The organism is Gymnodinialimonas sp. (assembly GCF_059726805.1).
In genome coordinates this window covers 3,774,847-3,791,657 of record NZ_AP041059.1, presented here as the reverse complement: position 1 = coordinate 3,791,657, position 16,811 = coordinate 3,774,847, and the positions used below count along the sequence as shown (strand labels likewise).

Sequence of the window (16,811 nt, the reverse complement as noted above, 5' to 3'; positions counted from 1 at the left end):
ACGTTGCACAGATGCCTTCTACTCATAGGCTTATCCACAGCCTTTTCCGCAAATGGCACACAAATCGAACCTTTCACTGAAGGAGCGGCGATATGACTCTCCCCCGGACCCCCTCGCTTTCCCTGGCCGGAAAACGCGCTTTTGTCCCCGGCGGATCGCGCGGCATCGGCTTGGGATGCGCCGTGGCGCTGGCCGAGGCCGGCGCCCATGTGGTGATTGCCGCGCGCGGGCAAGAGGCGGTTGACGGTGCCGTGGCGCAGATGACGGAGGCCGGGTTTTCGGCCGAAGGCCTTGCCCTCGACATCACCGATATCGCGGCCACGCGCGCTGCGATCAAGTCGATCGGGCGGCTCGATATCCTGTGCAACTCTGCCGGTCTTGCGCGCCACAGCCCGGCGGCTGAAACCACGCCCGAGGACTACGACGCCGTCTCCAACATCAACGTGCGCGCCGCGTTTTTCCTGGCGCAGGCGGCGGCGGCGGCGATGGGCGCCGGCGGCTCGATCATTCAGGTCTCCAGCCAGATGGGCCATGTGGGGGGCATCGACCGGGCGGTCTATTGCGCGACCAAACACGCGGTGGAAGGCTTCACCAAGGCCATGGCCATTGAATGGGGCCCCCGCAACATCCGCGTCAACACGCTCTGCCCGACATTCATCCGCACGCCCCTGACCGCGCCCACCTTCGCGGACCCGGAAAAACGCGCCTGGATTGAGGCCAAGATCAAACTGCCGCGCGTGGCCGAGGTCGAAGACATCATGGGGGCGGTTCTGTTCCTGGCCTCCGACGCGAGCGCCATGGTGACCGGCACGTCGATCCTCGTCGATGGCGGCTGGACCGCAGGATGACCGAGCGCGCGCCCGTCAGCGGAAAGGTCACGTCCATCGACGTCGCGCAGCGCGCGGGCGTCAGCCAATCCGCCGTCAGCCGGGTCTTCACGCCGGGTGCGAGCGTGTCCAAGAAGATGGCGGCGCGGGTGCGCGAGGCCGCCGATGATCTGGGCTATCGGCCCAACGTGCTGGCGCGGTCCCTGATCACCGGGCGGTCGCGCATCATTGGCCTTGTGGTGGCCTACCTCGACAACTCTTTCTACCCGGATGCCCTGGAAAAACTCAGCGCCGCCTTGCAGGCGAAGGGCTACCACATCCTGATCTTCATGGCCGGAAACTCGGGCGATGACGTCGACGGCGTGATCCATGATCTGATGGATTATCAGGTGGACGGGATCATCACGGCCTCGATCAACCTCAGCGGCGAATTGACGGACCGTTGCCGCGCGGCGGGCCTGCCGGTGGTGCTGTTCAACCGGGGCATCGAAGGCTCGGGCCTCAGCGCCGTGACTTCGGCCAACCAGGTCGGCGGGGCCACGGTCGCCCACGCCCTGCTGGATGCCGGGCACGAGAGGATCGCCACGATCTCGGGCTGGATGGGCGCCTCGACCGGGCGCGACCGGCGCGATGGGTTTGTCGCGGCCCTACACGCGCGCGGTGCCACGTTGCACGCCGAGGCCGATGGCATGTTCAACCGCGACACTGCCGCCGAAAAGGCGCGCGAGATGATGGATAGCGCCGTGCCGCCCGATGCGATCTTCGTGGGCAACGACCATATGGCCATGTCGGTCGTGGACACCCTGCGCCATGAGATGGGCGTTGATGTGCCCGGCGATGTCTCGATCATCGGCTATGATGACGTGCCCATGGCCGCCTGGCCATCTTACGCATTAACCACCCTCCGCCAGCCGCTGAACCGGATGGTGGAGGCCACGATTGACACGCTGCTGGATGAAATTGAAACCGGGCGCGCGCCCGGCACGCGGATCGAGATCGAGGGGAAGTTGATCCTTCGCACCTCGGCCCGCCTTCCCAAAGGATCACCGACATGAGAGGCTTTTCCAACAAATTCCGGGACTTCCCGGATTACATCATCGGCATCACCAAAGAGATCTGGGAGGATCGCGGCATCGCGACCCTGCACCAGTATTACGCCGAGGATATCGTCGTGCGCTCTCCGGCGTCGGTCGTGGTGGGCAACCAGGATGTCATCGCTGCGACGATGGCAACGCTGGCCGAGTTTCCGGACCGTGTTTTGCTGGGGGAAGATGTGATCTGGTCCGGTTCCCCGGAGGAGGGGATGCTGTCCTCGCACCGCATCATCAGCCAAGCGACCCACACGGGCAACGGTATGTACGGCGCGGCCACGGGCAAGACGTATCAGTACCGGATCCTTGCCGATTGCCACGCCAAGGACAACGCGATTGACGATGAATGGCTGATCCGGGACCAGACCGCGATCGTGCAACAGATGGGCACGACGCCGCGCGATTTCGCCGCCGATCTGATCGAGCGGGAAGGCGGGCCGGAGGCCTGCGTGAAACCGCTCACGCCCGAAACGGACCGGCCCGGCCCCTACAAAGGGCGCGGCAATGACAACCCCTGGGGGCAACAGCTTGCCGACGTGCTGACGCGGGTGATGGGCGCTGATATGGCCGCCATACCGGAGGTTTACGACCGCGCCTGCCACCTGGAATATCCCGGCCACGTCACCGCCCATGGCCCGGCGGCCGCCGACAAGTTCTGGATGTCGCTGCGCGCCGCCTTCCCGAATGCCGAGTTCACCATCGACCACCAGATCGGCCGCGATGACCCCCACATGCCGCCCCGCGCCGCTGTCCGGTGGAGCCTTCACGGCAAGCACGAAGGCTGGGGCGGGTTCGGCCAACCCACTGGCGCGATGGTCTATATCGTCGGCATCACCCATGCAGAGTTCGGTCAGGTCGGCACGCCCGAGCCGAAGCTGCGCCGCGAATACACACTCTTTGATGAGACCGCCGTTTGGAAGCAGATCCTGCTGCAAACCGCGTGATGGATAGTTTCGCCACCCATATGTTTACCCCTCGCGTCCGGGTCGAGCAGGACCGTGTCGGCATGGGGGAACGGTACGCCAAGACCTATGAAAACCGCCTGCGCGACCCGCTGGATGCCGACGCCCGCGCTTTCATCGAGACGCGGGAAACCTTCTACATGGCGTCGGTGTCCGAGACCGGCTGGCCCTACGTCCAGCATCGCGGTGGGCCGTTGGGCTTCCTCAAGGTGCTTGGGCCGGAACGCATCGGTTTTGCCGACTATGTGGGCAACAAGCAGTTCATCTCAAAGGGAAATATCGCCGGGGATGCCCGGGTGTCGCTGATCCTGATGGATTACCCGCGCCGGGCGCGCCTGAAGCTGATCGGCCATGCAACGGTCGAGGAAGCGGCAGACAATCCTGCGCTCACGGACATGCTCCAAACTGAAGGCGCCGCCCCCGCCGAACGCCTGATCACCATCGACCTCACGGCGATCGACTGGAACTGCCCCAAATACATCACCCCCCGCCTGACCGAGCCCGAGATCAACGCGGCCCTCGCCCCCAAACTCAAACCCCTGACCGATCACATCGCCGCCCTAGAGGCGCGCCTTGACGCGGTCGACCCCGGATGGAGATCCCCAGAATGACCCCCGCCGAAATGGAATCCCGGATCGTCCGCTATGGCGATCTGATGCCCTGCAAAACTGCCTTCATCGATGCCCATACGCCCGGCAGCGACCAGAAGGAGAACTTCACCATCATCGGCGGCGGCGTCAGCGAGTCGCCCGATCAGCACGTCCATATCAACGAGGCGCATGGCTTCAACATCGGCGCGGCGGGCCAGCCGCCGAAGTGCCGCAACTCGCTCCATTCCCACCGCACGGCGGAAGTGTTCTTCGTGCTCAAAGGCCGCTGGCGGTTTTTCTGGGGCCGCTACGGTCACGCGGGCGAAGTGACGCTGGAGGAGGGGGATATTTTCAACATCCCCACCGGCATTTTTCGCGGGTTCGAGAATATCGGCACCGATTACGGGATGATCATGGCGGTCCTGGGCGGTGATGACGCGGGCGGCGGCGTGATCTGGGCGCCCCAGGTGATCCAGGATGCCGCCGATCACGGGCTGGTGCTGGCCGAGACAGGCAAGCTTTACGACACCAAGAAGGGCGAGGCCCTGCCTGAAGGTGTCAAGCCGATGGCCCCAATGTCGGACGCCGAGGCCGATGCCTACCCCGCGCCCGCCCCCGCCGATGTCATCCCCAATCACGTGGCCCGCTATTGGGATATGGTCGCCCTGGCGGATCGCACACCGGCCAAGGTCATCGGCGAAAACGGCATGCTGCGCGACAAGCCAGGGTTCGAGATTGATCTGTTCACCCGCGCCTCGGCCAGCGCCAAGATGCACCGCCATGATCGCCAATCCGTCCTGATGCCCGTCACCGGCCATTGGCGGGTGACATGGACCGGCGGCGCAGCAACGCTGGCGCCCGGTGACACGATGTCGGTGCCTGCGGACCTGGATCACAGCGCGGTCCCCTCGATGACTGGGGACGCAGCACTTTACCATATCGTCGCCACCGATGACCCGGCAGGCCCGACCTGGAGCGCGCCGTGAAAACCCTCGCTTTCGCCCTTCTCGCAGCCCTCGCCGCGACGCCGATCCACGCCCAGACTTGGACGGCGAACACCTTTGCGAATGGCTCGCTTCTCTTCGCCGGTGTCGGGCCGCCCGCGCCCTCGATGGCCTTCGGATGCACCGCGCCCGCGCCTGAAAACCGCCCGCTGATCGAGACTGGAAGCCACGAAAGCCACAGGACCGGCGCGTTCGAGACCACCGTTGGTTTCTTCGAGCCGCTGTTCGAATGGACCGCGCCCTACCGGATCAGCGGCATCGTTGTGACCGTCGACGACGTCTCTTACCAGATGCCGCCGATGGAGTTGAACGAGCTTCAGGGCTCGGCCATCTACATGCCGATGACGGATCCGTTCATCCTGTCCCTGTTCACGGCCCAAAGCCTGACCTTCGATACCGGGCAGGGCACCGCCTATGCCTATCCGGTGGACGGTCTGGCCGATGCGCTGCGCGAGGCGTTTGGCTATTGCAACGCCCGGTGGATGGAACTGGGCAATGCCATGCCCCCCGCGCTTGCCGCTGCCATGGGCGGCGCGCCCGCCCTCGCGCCGTCGATTGCCGCGCCCCTGCCGCCGTCGATCGTGCAACGCGCAGCCGGGTCCTGCATGAACGGGACCGGAACGATCACCCGCCAGGATCTGGAAACCGCCGATTTTGACGGGGACGGGCAGGAAGACTTCATCCTCAACCACGGCGCCGTGACCTGCACCGACGGCAGAAGCGGCTTCTGCGGCGCGGCCAATTGCTCGATCGACGTGTACCTTTCGACGCTCGGCTACCAGCAACCGCGCGAGTTTCTGGGGATCAGCGCCGGGATCGTGCCCCTCGCCGATGGGCGCACGGGTGTCCAGATTGCTGGCACGTTTTCGCTCTGTGGCGAAACCGGGCTCTGCCCCGGCCCGCAGGTCTGGAATGGCTCCGAATTCGCCCTTGTCCCCTCTCCGTAATCTGAATTGGACTTCTGATATGACGATCAAAACCACCCACGTCGGCTCTCTGCCCCGCACCCAAGAGGTCGTGGATTTCATCTTCGCCCGCGAGAATGCGGAAGCCTACGACCCCGCCGCCTTTGATGCGGCCATGACGGCGGCGGTGGACGACACCGTGGCCAAACAGGTGGCGGCAGGCGTCGATATCGTCTCGGATGGCGAGACGTCGAAGATCTCCTACGCGACCTATGTGAAGGACCGCTACACCGGCTTTTCCGGCGACAGCCCGCGCAATGCGCCGGCGGATCTGAAGAAGTTCCCCTCGTTCCTGAAGCGGCTGGCCGACGACGGCGGCACGCCGCAATACGCGCGCCCCATGTGTACCGGAGAGGTGCGGTCGAAAGGCCAGGGAGAGCTTCAGAAAGACATCGACAATCTCAAGGCCGCCATGGCCAAACACGGCGCGGCTGAGGGATTCATGAACGCCGCCTCGCCGGGCGTGATTTCGCTGTTCCTGCAGAACGATTTCTACCCCACGCGCGACGCCTATCTGGCCGCACTTGCCGATGCCATGGCCGAGGAATATCGCACCATCGTCGATGCGGGCCTCTTGCTGCAACTCGACTGCCCCGACCTCGCGCTGAGCCGCCACATGCTGTTCAATGATCTGAGCGATGACGAGTTCCTCAAGATCGCCAACAGCCATGTCGAGGCGCTGAACCACGCGCTGACAGGCATCGACCCGGCCCGCGTGCGCGTCCACATCTGCTGGGGCAACTACGAGGGGCCGCACGTCTGCGACGTGCCGATGGATACGGTGTTTTCCACCTTCATGTCGGTGGGCGCTAACCAGCTGTTGTTCGAGACGTCGAACCCCCGCCATGCCCACGAATGGACCACGTTCCGCGACCGCGCCGGTGAGATCCCCGATGACAAGATCCTGGTGCCCGGCGTCGTCGATACGACGACCAATTTCGTGGAGCATCCCGAACTCGTGGCCGAGCGTATTGCCAAGTTCACGAACATCGTCGGGGCCGACCGGGTGATCGCGGGAAGTGACTGCGGGTTCGGCACATTCGCCGGGTTCGGCGCCGTTGATCCCAGCATCGCCTACGCCAAATTGGAGGCGCTGTCGCAAGGCACAGCCCTGGCCAATACGCGGGGATAAGTCAAGGAATCCCGGCCATTTCTGTGGATAAGCCTGTGAGTATATCGCTTAAAGGTAAGTGCTAGCCGCGCCCGGCGTCACGGGGCAAGACCTCGGGCGTTGCCACCGGCTGCCCCGTGGCGCTGTCGAAGAACGGCGTTTCGCGCCACCGGCCAGACACAAGCGCTGCCACGCTGCGCGCCAAAAGCGCCACGACCGCAGGCGCCAGACGCTTGTTCTTGTCGGCCCCGCCGGGTTGCGGCACGAAGGTATGGGTGCGGACGCGACCCAGTGGTTTTGCGTCCGCAAAGATCGTCTGGATGGGGCTGAAGAAGGCGAACTTCGGCGTGGTGGACGAGACACCAAGCTGCGTATTGCAGCACCGCGTGAACCATCGATAGGTGCCCTTGGGCGATAGCCGGGCGAGGCCCAAATGTTCGGCGCCTGCCTCAATGGAGAACCGGTCCGGCGTGGTCTGGAAAAGGGCGACGCCCTCGGCCTGGTTCGCCTCCACGCCGAAGTGGCGCTGTGCCCGCACGCAGCTGTCGCAGTGGCAGATGATCGGGGTTCCCGAGCCGTGTTCCACCGCCAGTACGCCATGGACCGCCCCGCACCGGCACGACCATGGCAGGGCTGTCGCGGCGGCCAAGGCGGCTAGACCGCGACGTTGTCGACGGGCGGGTCTTCGACCAGCGTCGGCTTCGCGCGCTTGGCGGTTTTGTCGCCCGCGTTGGCGTCGATGAATTCCAGCACAAGGGGCCGGATATTGTTGCGCCAGGACTTGCCCGCGAAGATGCCATAGTGCCCGGCCTCGGGCTCCAGGTACGACGCCTTCTTGGCGTCCGGCAGGCCCGTCAACATGTCCAAAGCGGCGACGCATTGGCCGGGGGCCGAGATGTCGTCCTTGCCGCCTTCAACCGTCTTCACGGCCACCGTGGTGATCTTGCCGATATCCACCTGCTTGCCGTCCACCACGAAGATGTTCTTGGCAATCTCGCGGTTCTTGAAGATCCGCTCCACGGTCGTCAGGTAGAACTCGGACGTCATGTCCATAACAGCCAGGTATTCATCGTAGAACACGTTGTGCTTGTCGTGGTCGCTGGCCTCCCCCTTCGAGACGGCAACGACCTGGTCGCTGAACGCCTTCGCGTGGGTCTCGGCGTTCATCGCCATGAACGAGGCGAGCTGTTGGATGCCGGGATAGACCAGACGCCCCGCGCCCGCGTATTTGAAGCCGACGCGCTGAATGACGAACTTTTCCAGATGCCCCATGGTCACGCGACGCCCGAAGTCGGTCACGTCGGTGGCGGCGGCGTCGGGGTCAATCGGCCCGCCGATCAGGGTCAGCGTGCGCGGCTGTGCCTTGGGGTCTTCCTCGGCCAGATAGGCCGTGGCGGCCAGCGCCAGGGGCGCGGGCTGGCACACGGCGATCACGTTGGTGTCGGGCCCCATCTCGCGCATGAAGTCGACCAGGTAATGGGTGTAATCCTCGATATCGAACTTGCCCACGCTGACAGGAATGTCGCGCGCGTTGTGCCAATCGGTGATGTAGACGTCGGCATCGGGCAGCAGCGACAGCACCGTTTTGCGCAGCAGCGTCGCGTAGTGGCCTGACATCGGCGCGACCAGCAGGATCTTGCGGCCTGTGGGCTCGCGCCCCTGAACGTCAAAGCGGATCAGGTCGCCGAACGGACGCTCCACCACCGTCTCGATGCTGATGACATGGTCGCGGCCATCGGTGCCGGGGATCGACGTGATGCCCCAATCGGGCTTGGCGGCCATGCGCGCAAAGCTGCGTTCCGTCACTTCGCCCCAGGCGGCTGTCAGCTGGATGAAGGGGTTCGCAGCAAGGCCCAACTGGGGGTAGCTGCACATCGCGCGGGCTGAGGCGCCCATCCATTGGTTGGTAACCCGTAGCGATTCCATTAGGTCATAGGTGAGAAGCTGTCGCATAAGTACTCCAAGCGTCGGTCCCAGCCATACGGCCCGGATCATTTCGTCGCGTGGACCGCCTCACCCTGGTCCCCGTAAACATAGTCATTATGCAGATGCAGCATTGAGCCGGGGAAATCAAGGTGCCAGATAAGTCCGACAAAGAAGTTAACGCGGAGGCAACAGCCCCCGACGGCGCGGAAGCCCTTGCCAGAATGAACGCAAACCTCGCCAAAGTTGAGGGGTTGTCCAAGCGCCTTGTGGCCGCGATGGGCCAGCGCACGCCGGCCGATCAGGGCCTCTCCGGTCCCAGCCAAGATCTCTACATGAAGGCGGGCGCGGCCTATTGGGCCGACGCCATCGCCAACCCGACCAAGCTTCTGGAACAGCAGACACAATACTGGGCCCAGGCCATGACCCAGTTCATGGAGATGCAGGACGCGATCACCACCGGGAAGATGCCGCTTGTGGATGACGACGACCTGCCCGACGACAAACGCTTCGCCAACCCGCTTTGGCGCACCCATCCCTATTTCAACTTCGTGCGCCACCAATACGTCATGGGCTCGGACGCGATCCGCAAAGCGGTGTCCGAGCTGGAGGGGCTGGAGGACAAGGACAAGCAGCGCGTCGAATTCTTCGCCTCGCAGGTGATCGAGCTGTTCTCGCCCACCAACTACTTTGCCACCAACCCCGATGCCCTGGAAAAGGCCGTCGAGACGGAAGGCGAAAGCCTCGTCCACGGGCTGGAAAACCTGGTGCGCGACATCGAAGCCCATGGCGGAGAGCTTCTGCCAACCCTCGCCGATCCCGAGGCGTTCGAGGTCGGCACCAATATCGGCACCTCGGTGGGCAGCGTCGTCTACCGCAACCACATGATGGAGCTGATCCAATACGCCCCGACCACCGAAACGGTCCACAAGACCCCGCTGGTGATCTTCCCGCCTTGGATCAACAAGTTCTATATCCTTGATCTCAAACCGCAAAACAGCCTGATCAAATGGGCGGTCGATCAGGGCTACACCCTGTTCGTGGTCAGCTGGAAGAACCCCGATGAAACCTATGCCGACATCGGGCTGGAGGATTACATCGAGGATGGCTACCTGACCGCCGTCAACCAGGTGAAGGAAATCACCGGCGAAAAGCAAGTCAACGCGGTGGGCTATTGCATCGCGGGCACCACGCTCAATCTGACCCTCGCGCTGATGAAAAAGCGCGGCGACAAGTCGATCAAATCGGCCACCTTCTTCACCACCCTCACCGACTTCTCGCAGCAGGGAGAGTTCACGCCTTTCCTGCAGGACGATTTCGTCGATGCCATCGAACGCCAGATCGATCAGGACGGCGTGCTCAACAGCTACTTCATGTCCAAGACCATGTCGTTCCTGCGCTCTAAGGATCTAATCTATGGCCCCGCCGTGCGTTCCTACATGATGGGCGAGGCGCCGCCCGCCTTCGACCTGCTCTACTGGAACGGCGACAGCACGAACCTGCCCGGCAAGATGACCAAGCAATATCTGCGCGGCCTGTGTCAGGGGAACCTTCTGGCGGATGACGGGTTTGAACTGTGCGGCGAAAGCCTGTCGCTCAAGGACGTGACCGTGCCGCTCTGCGCCGTGGCCTGCAAGACGGACCATATTGCCCCATGGGTCGATTGCTTCCGGGGCGTGACCAAGATGGGCTCGCGCAACAAGACCTTCATCCTGTCGGAGTCGGGCCACATCGCGGGCATCGTGAACCCGCCGTCGAAAAAGAAATACGGCCACTTCACCAACCCCGACGTCAAAGGTGACGCCCCGGCCTGGCTGGAGGGGGCCGATTACCACGAAGGGTCATGGTGGCCCCGCTGGGACGCCTGGCTTTCCAAGCGCTCTGGCGCGCAGATTGCTGCACGTGCACCAGGCCAGGGGGGGCGCGACATTCTGGCACCGGCCCCCGGCACCTACGTCAAAGAGGGCAAAGAACACTGATATTATTGGCCTTTCCGGTTTGAGGGTGATTTATGCTGCAGTGCAGAAAAAGCATTGACTTTCTGCACTGCAGCATTCATATATCCCTCATCAACACACCGCCCGACACGGGTAACACAAACCGGAGACTTCCAATGGCTAAAGCAGCTGCAACCCCCGACTTCTCGAAGTACATGACCGAAATGATGGCATCGTTCCCCATGGACATGTCCGCCATGAACGACGCGTTCAAAACTCAGGCCGCCGTGTCCGAGAAGATGTCCAAAGTGGTTCTCGAAGCCGCTGAGAAATCCACCGAGATTTCCTCCAAGTGGACCAAAGACACCATCGCCAAAGTTGGCGACGTCTCCGCTGCCAAGGACGAGCCCGCCGACTACACCAAATCCATGACCGACTTCGCCTCCGCTCAGGCCGAGATGGCCGCCGAGAACATGGCTGCCTTCGCCGAGATCGCGAAAAAAGTGCAGATGGAAACGGTCGAGCTGATGATGGCTGCCGGCAAAGAAGCGTCCGAGGAAGCAACCGCCGCCGTCAAGAAAGCAACCGCTGACGTGACGACCGCTGCCAAGAAAGCCGCAACCGCCAAGTAAGCGCGGATCGCGTCTGCCTCCATAGGCGCGAAGGCTTTCTCATACCGCGACGGCGGGGCCCTCCCCACCGGACCGTCGCGGACCTTTGAAAAGGCGGATCGATGAACTTCGGTCCGCCTTTTTTGCTGTGTCACGGGCGGGTCAACTCAAACATCAGCCGTTCTGGCCCCGCATCGCACGGGGTGAACCCCGCCTTCTCCAGCACCCGGATGGAAGCCGGATTGTCCCGCGCCACACCCGCCCTCAGCGCGCCGCCGGGGATCGCGGCCGCCACGCCGCGCACCAGTTCCGTGGCATAGCCCTTGCCCCAGGCGTGCTCTGCCAACAGGTAGCCCAGATGCGGCACCTCCAACGGCGCCAGCAGCATCACCCCAATCAAACGCCCCTCGGCCTCCACCGCATAGACATCGCTTTCGGCCAGGCGCTCAGCGATCCAGGCCTCTGGATCCATCTTCTGCAACGGCGGCGGCAAAGGCGCCAGAACCGCAGGTGTCAGAACCGCGGCCAAGGCCTCACTGGAATGGGCGCTGGACCAGGGGCGGACCCTAAGTCTTTCAGTTTCAAACTCCATCGCATCACTTTCTTTTAGAAGATTTCTGCACCGGCTCGATCTGTTGAAAGAAAACGCCCGTTTGCTTTTCTGCACAAGCAGCGTAGGCTACCAATGCTGCACCGCAAAAGCCCGTGTGAGGGCGTCAGAGGAGGGCCAGCGCGATGACCGACACACCCCAGCCGCTTCTCATCAAGCGCTATGCCAGCCGTAGGCTGTATAACACGGAAACCTCTGATTACGTGACGCTGGAGGATATCGCGGGCTTCATCCGCGACGGGCGCGAAGTGCAGATCGTCGATCTGAAATCCGGCGATGACCTGACGCGGCAATACCTTCTGCAGATCGTGGCCGACCACGAATCGCGCGGGGAATCGGTGCTGCCGATTGCCGTGCTGACCGATCTGGTGCGCAGCTACACGACCCAGGCCCAGTCGGTGGTGCCCGAATTCCTGGCCTCCAGCTTCGAGATGTTGCAGCAGGGCCAATCCAAGATGATGGACAATATGGCCGCCATCCACCCCATGGCCTCCATGCCCGGGTTTGAGGCGATGCGCGCGCAGCAACAGGCGTTTTTCAACGCCATGACCGGCGGCATGGGCGCGCAATCCGGCGACGCTGATCCGCCCGAGGGCGACACCGCCCCGGCGGAAGAGCTTGACGCCATCAAGCGTCAGCTTGCAGAATTACAGAACAAACTCAGTAAGATGTGATTGCCGTGCCCCGTAGTCTGACCGCCGTTCTCTCCGCCGCTCTCGTGGTTTCCACGACCGCCTCCTGTTCGATCCTGGCGCCGCTTTTTGGCGGCGGTGGTTTTGGCGATAGGGCCGAGGATGCCAGCCCCTACCAGGCGGCGATGGCGGATTTTTCGCTCTGTGAAACGGCCCCCAGCGCGTCCGAGCGTGCCGCCGCCGCTGCCCGCCTGGCGGCCGCCGCGGGCACCATGTCCGCCGTCGATCAGCCGTCCAACCCGGACCATTTCTACGAAATGGACCGCGTCGTCGCCGCCCATGATCGCTGCCAAGCGGTGCTATCGGCTCGCTAAACGCGCCTGCCATTGCGGCCGCGTCAGGCGCATCCGCACCCAATCCGCGGGCCCCGTCCCCAGGTCCAGAACCCGGTCATCCATCCGCTCAGCCCCCAGTTTGCCCGTCGCCTTCTGCGACCGGATGTTTGTGGGTGCGATGTGAAACCACGCCTCCTCCACCGCCCCAAACAAATGGTCAAGCATCAGGCGCTTCATCTCGAAATTCGTCTGCCCGCCCCAGTGGGCGCGCACCAGAAACGTAAAGCCAATCCCAATCCCCCCAGGCGCATCGGCAGAGGCATAATAGCGCGACATTCCAATGGCTTGCCCGTCAGGGCCTTGCGCAATCAAGGTGCCCCCGGCGGCCAGAAGCGCCTCAAAATACGGGCGAAACACCTCTGGCTTATAGCGGTCCGTAGACGGATGCCCGGCCCAGATCCCAGGGTCGCTGGCGGCCATCGTCAGGGCCGCGAAATCCCCCGCACCCATTGGGCGCAGGTGCAAGCTCTCGCTCTCCAGCGGGATGACGTCAAAGCCACCGGGCAGCGCGCGGGCGTCGCTCATGTGATCTCTGAAAACACTTGCCGCAACGCGGCATCGAGCTTCTCGCACATCTCGTCCATCTGCCCGTCCGTCAGCGTGAACGCCGGGCACAGCACCACCGATTGCCCCAGCGGGCGGCAGATCAACCCGTGGTCCGTGCAGGTGTTGGCGATCCGCTCGCTGACGGACAAATGCCCCTCAAACGGCACCTTCGCCTCGCGCACCGCCTCCAGCGCCCACATGTATCCCACGCCGCGCAACTCGCCGATGTTGGGGTGCTTTGCGACTTCGGACAAACCTGCCTCCATCCGTCCCGCCCCCGCGCGCACGCGGTCCAACAGCCCCTCGTCCAGCACCACGTCGATGGCCTTCAACGCCACCGCGCAGCCCACCGGATGGCCCGAGGCGGTGAAGCCGTGGGGGAACTCCTCAATCGGGTCAATCGCGGCCTGCAACCGGTCCGTCATCTCCGGCCCCAACATCACCGCACCCATGGGAAAATACCCTGCCGTCAAGGCCTTGGAGGAGATGATGGCGTCCGGCACGAAGTCATAGGTCTCACACCCCCAGGTGTTCCCCGTGCGCCCGAACCCGCAGATCACCTCGTCGGAAATCAACGGAATCCCGTGCTTCCGAAGCACCGCCTGCATCGCCTGAAAATACCCCTCGGGCGGCGGGATCACCCCGCCCGCACCAAGCACCGGCTCCGCAAAGAACCCCGCAATCGTCTCAGCCCCCTCGCGCGCGATGACGTCTTCCAATTCCGCCGCCAGCCGCGCCGTGAAGTCCGCCTCACTCTCCCCCGCGCGCCCCTCGCGCCAATAGTGCGGGCAGGTCAGGTGGATGAACCCCTCCATCGGCAGCCCGAACACCTCATTGTAAGGCTTCGCGGTCATCGAGGCGGCCACCGCCGTCACCCCGTGATACGCATTGCCCCGCGTCAGGATCTTGCGCTTCCCCGGCGCCCCTTCCGCGCGGCCCATGAACCACAGCATCTTAACCATGGTGTCATTCGCCTCAGAGCCCGAGTTCGTGTAGAAGACCTTCCCCCGGTCCCAGGGCGAGACGTCAATCAACCGCTCCGAAAGCTCAACCGTCTGGTCCGACATCCGCCCGAAAAACGCGTGGTAGCCGGGGAAGCGGTCGTATTGCGCCTTGGCGGCCTCGGCCAGGCCCTTGTGGTCAAATCCCGCCACCATGTTCCAAAGACCCGAATTGGAATCCAGGTACTTTTTCCCATTCGTATCAAAGATATACGGCCCCTCGCCATGGGTTACGACAACCGTCCCCCGCTCCTTGACCGAGGGCAGATCGGTGAAGCCGTAAAGCGAGAATTCCTCGGCCCGGGCCTCCCAGGAATTGGGCTGATGCGTGTTCATGTGGGACCTCCGTTCCGCCCCACGCTACGCCCGCGCCGGGCGCCTCTCAATAGGCGATCTGGGTCCGGTGCTCGGGCCGGGTGATCCAGTCAAAATACCGCGCCCGCAGGTCCAAAGCGACGGGCCCCACCGCGCCATTGGAGAACCGGCGCTCATCCACCCGCGCAACCGGGATCACGCCGCCGCCGGACGACGACAGGAACACCTCATCGGCCTCCAGAAATTCGTCCAGCGGCAGGGCCCGCGTCTCTACCCGCAAGCCCGCCTCTACCGCCATCTCCAACACGGTCTTGCGAGAGATTCCGTGCAACACCCCGTGGTCCGACGTCACGATCCGGTCGCCGAAGACCGCAAACACGTTGAACCCCGGCCCCTCGGTCACATTCCCCTCGTGATCCAGCAGCAGGACCGTCTCGAACCCGTTGTCCTTGGCCTCGAACAGCCCGCCGGTGAAGTCGCCCCAATGGTAGTTTTTCACTTTAGGATCAACGCTATCGGCCGGAATGCGCCGCACCCGTTTGGCCACCCACACCGACGTGCCCGCCATCGCCGCCTCCGGCTTCACGATATGCACATAGGGCACGGCCCAGGCGTAGAAGTGGTTCGCACAATCCCTGGGGTCGCGCGATCCCGGCACCGGGTTGCGCCCGCGCGCCGCGACCATGGCAACGTAGGCGTCCTGCAACCCGCTGGCCGCGACCATCTGCGCCAGCGCCGCTTTCACGCCATCCGCGTCCCGGTCGATGTCCATCCGCAACGCAGCGACCGAGGCCATGAACCGCGTCACGTAATCGTCCAGCCGGAAGAACGCGCCTTGCCAGACCGGCACCACGTCATAGGCGATGTCCGAATGCGTCACACCCCAGTCGGTGACCGGGATCGCGGCGTCGGAGATCGGGATCACACGGCCCTCTATCCAGGCCGCGCCGTTTGATAAATCGCTCATCGGGCGAGGGTGGCCCAGGCCCCGCGGCGGTTCAAGTGCCGTAGGCGCGCTGCTCGGCTTTCACCTCATCGGCGGCGGCCAGAAGCGCTCCTGCGATGTAATCTAGATCTTCGCGGGTCAGCCGCGCGGGCAGGCGCACGTCGCAAGCGCGCATCAGCATGGCGCGGGTCTGGGGCAGATCGGGCACCTCACCGGGGATGAACTGCCAATTCCAGAACGCGCGGGCGTTGTCCGTCGACAGCCCGAAGATCTGCACCTTCACTCCGCGCGCGGAGGCGGCATCGGCAAAGGCGCGCGCCTCGGCGTCACTGTCGAACCCCTGCAGGTTGAACTGGATCGAATCCGGCGCGCGTTCTTCCGGCCCCAGCGGGTCGGGCACCGTCAGCCAGGTCGAGGTGTTCAGCTGGCCCGCCACATAATCGTGGTTCGCACGCCCGTCGCGCACCCGGCGGGCCACTTCGCCCAGTTGCGGGCGGATGACGGCGGCGCTCAGGTTCTGCATCCGCAGATTGTAGAGCGGCAGCTGGTTCTGCCAGCGCGCAAAGGCCGCCTCCAGCCCCGCGCCCTTGTGCTTTTTCCAGGTATGCTCATAGGCGCCCGACATGATCACGGCGCGCGCCACCAGATCCGCGTCATCGGTGATCAGAATGCCGCCTTCGCCCGCGTTCACCAGCTTGTAGGACTGGAAACTGAAGCACCCGACGCGCCCGATCGTACCGATCTTGCGTCCGTGCCATTCGGTCCCCAGCGAATGCGCCGCGTCCTCGATCAGCGGCACGCCCGCCGCCTCACAGGCCGCCGCAATCGCGTCCATGTCCGAGGTATGGCCGCGCATGTGGCTGATCAATACCGCATCGACGCCGGGCAATTTCGCCATGAAATCAACCATATCCACGCGGTAGTTCTCGGCCACTTCGCACAGGACCGGCTGCATGCCCGCATGAACAATCGATGAAGGCACCGCGGCAAAGGTAAACGCGGGGATCATGATCTTCGCGCCCTTGGGCAGGCCCAGGGCCTCCAGCGACAGGAACAGCGCGGCGGAGCAGCTGGAGACTGCGAGGGCGTATTTCACGCCCATCATCGCGGCGAATTCACGCTCCAACAGGGCCACGGGCGCGTCTTCCGGCGCGGTGTAGCGGAACAGGTCACCGCTTTGCAGCAACCGGTCGATCTCGGCGCGGGCGGCTGCGGGGATAGGCTCGGCATCATAGACATTCGGAGCGGATGAGACGTTCATAGATTCACCATTTCAAAATCTGACATTTTGTTTTGCTTATTAAGTCAGAAGGAGGTCACAGAAAAGTGACAACCGCGCGGCTGG

Annotated in this window: 18 protein-coding genes; 11 read left to right on the top strand and 7 right to left on the bottom strand. The window is 63.8% G+C overall.

All coding sequences use genetic code 11. The annotated features are described in order from the left end of the window. Positions 1–92: 92 nt before the first annotated feature. From AC6I9R_RS18475 to AC6I9R_RS18445, 7 genes are read left to right on the top strand one after another with little or no spacing between them, the layout of a single operon-like run. The gene (locus tag AC6I9R_RS18475; RefSeq protein ID WP_461428920.1) at positions 93–848 is read left to right on the top strand and encodes an SDR family NAD(P)-dependent oxidoreductase; all 756 of its coding nucleotides are present in this window, start codon (positions 93–95) and stop codon (positions 846–848) included. Beyond that, a complete protein-coding gene (locus AC6I9R_RS18470; RefSeq protein ID WP_461428919.1) occupies positions 845–1,882 on the top strand; it encodes a LacI family DNA-binding transcriptional regulator in 1,038 nt (345 codons plus the stop codon). The genes AC6I9R_RS18475 and AC6I9R_RS18470 overlap by 4 nt, the downstream gene beginning before the upstream one ends. Continuing rightward, a complete protein-coding gene (locus tag AC6I9R_RS18465; protein ID WP_461428918.1) occupies positions 1,879–2,862 on the top strand; it encodes an ester cyclase in 984 nt (327 codons plus the stop codon). Before AC6I9R_RS18470 ends, AC6I9R_RS18465 begins: the two co-directional genes overlap by 4 nt. A 20-nt stretch (positions 2,863–2,882) precedes the next feature. Next, positions 2,883–3,491, top strand: a complete 609-nt coding sequence (locus AC6I9R_RS18460; RefSeq protein ID WP_461428917.1) for a pyridoxamine 5'-phosphate oxidase family protein — start codon at positions 2,883–2,885, stop codon at positions 3,489–3,491. Next, positions 3,488–4,456, top strand: coding sequence for a cupin domain-containing protein (locus AC6I9R_RS18455; RefSeq protein WP_461428916.1), 969 nt, complete (start codon positions 3,488–3,490; stop codon positions 4,454–4,456). The genes AC6I9R_RS18460 and AC6I9R_RS18455 overlap by 4 nt, the downstream gene beginning before the upstream one ends. Then, complete coding sequence (locus AC6I9R_RS18450) at positions 4,453–5,421, top strand: hypothetical protein (RefSeq protein ID WP_461428915.1); 969 nt, start codon at positions 4,453–4,455, stop codon at positions 5,419–5,421. The genes AC6I9R_RS18455 and AC6I9R_RS18450 overlap by 4 nt, the downstream gene beginning before the upstream one ends. Positions 5,422–5,440: 19 nt before the next feature. Beyond that, positions 5,441–6,571, top strand: a complete 1,131-nt coding sequence (locus tag AC6I9R_RS18445) for a cobalamin-independent methionine synthase II family protein (RefSeq protein WP_461428914.1) — start codon at positions 5,441–5,443, stop codon at positions 6,569–6,571. Between the two features lie 61 nt (positions 6,572–6,632). Here AC6I9R_RS18445 and AC6I9R_RS18440 read toward each other — a convergent pair whose 3' ends face one another. After that, positions 6,633–7,199: a DUF6151 family protein gene (locus AC6I9R_RS18440; protein WP_461428913.1), complete on the bottom strand. Its 567-nt coding sequence runs from the start codon at positions 7,197–7,199 to the stop codon at positions 6,633–6,635. 5 nt (positions 7,200–7,204) lie between these two features. Next, on the bottom strand, positions 7,205–8,503 hold the full coding sequence (gene phaZ, locus AC6I9R_RS18435; protein WP_461428912.1) for a polyhydroxyalkanoate depolymerase: 1,299 nt from the start codon (positions 8,501–8,503) through the stop codon (positions 7,205–7,207). Between the two features lie 194 nt (positions 8,504–8,697). On the opposite strand from phaZ, the gene AC6I9R_RS18430 reads away from it, so the two are divergent. After that, positions 8,698–10,452 carry a PHA/PHB synthase family protein gene (locus AC6I9R_RS18430; protein WP_461429030.1) on the top strand — a complete coding sequence of 585 codons (1,755 nt, stop codon included), beginning with the start codon at positions 8,698–8,700 and terminating at the stop codon, positions 10,450–10,452. Between the two features lie 134 nt (positions 10,453–10,586). Next, positions 10,587–11,042, top strand: a complete 456-nt coding sequence (locus AC6I9R_RS18425; RefSeq protein WP_461428911.1) for a phasin family protein — start codon at positions 10,587–10,589, stop codon at positions 11,040–11,042. A 130-nt stretch (positions 11,043–11,172) separates the two neighbouring features. Here the strand turns inward: AC6I9R_RS18425 and AC6I9R_RS18420 are convergent, their stop codons facing one another. Beyond that, a complete protein-coding gene (locus AC6I9R_RS18420; protein WP_461428910.1) occupies positions 11,173–11,613 on the bottom strand; it encodes a GNAT family N-acetyltransferase in 441 nt (146 codons plus the stop codon). A 143-nt stretch (positions 11,614–11,756) separates the two neighbouring features. On the opposite strand from AC6I9R_RS18420, the gene phaR reads away from it, so the two are divergent. Together phaR and AC6I9R_RS18410 are read left to right on the top strand one after the other, a co-directional pair. Beyond that, entirely contained in the window at positions 11,757–12,305 is a 549-nt protein-coding gene (gene phaR / locus AC6I9R_RS18415) for a polyhydroxyalkanoate synthesis repressor PhaR (RefSeq protein WP_461428909.1), read from the top strand. Between the two features lie 5 nt (positions 12,306–12,310). Next, a complete protein-coding gene (locus tag AC6I9R_RS18410; protein ID WP_461428908.1) occupies positions 12,311–12,637 on the top strand; it encodes a hypothetical protein in 327 nt (108 codons plus the stop codon). On the opposite strand, the gene AC6I9R_RS18405 is transcribed toward AC6I9R_RS18410, so the two are convergent. The 4 genes from AC6I9R_RS18405 to AC6I9R_RS18390 are packed head-to-tail and all read right to left on the bottom strand — an operon-like array spanning position 12,623 to position 16,727. Next, positions 12,623–13,183: a GNAT family N-acetyltransferase gene (locus tag AC6I9R_RS18405; RefSeq protein WP_461428907.1), complete on the bottom strand. Its 561-nt coding sequence runs from the start codon at positions 13,181–13,183 to the stop codon at positions 12,623–12,625. The two genes, AC6I9R_RS18410 and AC6I9R_RS18405, sit on opposite strands and share 15 nt — an antisense overlap. After that, positions 13,180–14,541, bottom strand: coding sequence for an aminotransferase (locus tag AC6I9R_RS18400; protein WP_461428906.1), 1,362 nt, complete (start codon positions 14,539–14,541; stop codon positions 13,180–13,182). The genes AC6I9R_RS18405 and AC6I9R_RS18400 overlap by 4 nt, the downstream gene beginning before the upstream one ends. Positions 14,542–14,587: 46 nt before the next feature. Then, positions 14,588–15,487, bottom strand: coding sequence for an aminotransferase class IV (locus tag AC6I9R_RS18395; RefSeq protein WP_461428905.1), 900 nt, complete (start codon positions 15,485–15,487; stop codon positions 14,588–14,590). Positions 15,488–15,518: 31 nt separating this feature from the next. Further along, positions 15,519–16,727, bottom strand: a complete 1,209-nt coding sequence (locus AC6I9R_RS18390) for a DegT/DnrJ/EryC1/StrS family aminotransferase (protein WP_461428904.1) — start codon at positions 16,725–16,727, stop codon at positions 15,519–15,521. Positions 16,728–16,811 lie beyond the last annotated feature (84 nt).

Coding starts and splice junctions, on each gene's coding strand:
- AC6I9R_RS18475 (WP_461428920.1), top strand. CDS start 93: ATGACTCTCCCCCGGACCCCCTCGCTTTCCCTGGCCGGAAAACGCGCT.
- AC6I9R_RS18470 (WP_461428919.1), top strand. CDS start 845: ATGACCGAGCGCGCGCCCGTCAGCGGAAAGGTCACGTCCATCGACGTC.
- AC6I9R_RS18465 (WP_461428918.1), top strand. CDS start 1,879: ATGAGAGGCTTTTCCAACAAATTCCGGGACTTCCCGGATTACATCATC.
- AC6I9R_RS18460 (WP_461428917.1), top strand. CDS start 2,883: ATGTTTACCCCTCGCGTCCGGGTCGAGCAGGACCGTGTCGGCATGGGG.
- AC6I9R_RS18455 (WP_461428916.1), top strand. CDS start 3,488: ATGACCCCCGCCGAAATGGAATCCCGGATCGTCCGCTATGGCGATCTG.
- AC6I9R_RS18445 (WP_461428914.1), top strand. CDS start 5,441: ATGACGATCAAAACCACCCACGTCGGCTCTCTGCCCCGCACCCAAGAG.
- phaZ (WP_461428912.1), bottom strand. CDS start 8,503: ATGCGACAGCTTCTCACCTATGACCTAATGGAATCGCTACGGGTTACC.
- AC6I9R_RS18430 (WP_461429030.1), top strand. CDS start 8,698: ATGAACGCAAACCTCGCCAAAGTTGAGGGGTTGTCCAAGCGCCTTGTG.
- AC6I9R_RS18425 (WP_461428911.1), top strand. CDS start 10,587: ATGGCTAAAGCAGCTGCAACCCCCGACTTCTCGAAGTACATGACCGAA.
- AC6I9R_RS18420 (WP_461428910.1), bottom strand. CDS start 11,613: ATGGAGTTTGAAACTGAAAGACTTAGGGTCCGCCCCTGGTCCAGCGCC.
- phaR (WP_461428909.1), top strand. CDS start 11,757: ATGACCGACACACCCCAGCCGCTTCTCATCAAGCGCTATGCCAGCCGT.
- AC6I9R_RS18405 (WP_461428907.1), bottom strand. CDS start 13,183: ATGAGCGACGCCCGCGCGCTGCCCGGTGGCTTTGACGTCATCCCGCTG.
- AC6I9R_RS18400 (WP_461428906.1), bottom strand. CDS start 14,541: ATGAACACGCATCAGCCCAATTCCTGGGAGGCCCGGGCCGAGGAATTC.
- AC6I9R_RS18395 (WP_461428905.1), bottom strand. CDS start 15,487: ATGAGCGATTTATCAAACGGCGCGGCCTGGATAGAGGGCCGTGTGATC.
- AC6I9R_RS18390 (WP_461428904.1), bottom strand. CDS start 16,727: ATGAACGTCTCATCCGCTCCGAATGTCTATGATGCCGAGCCTATCCCC.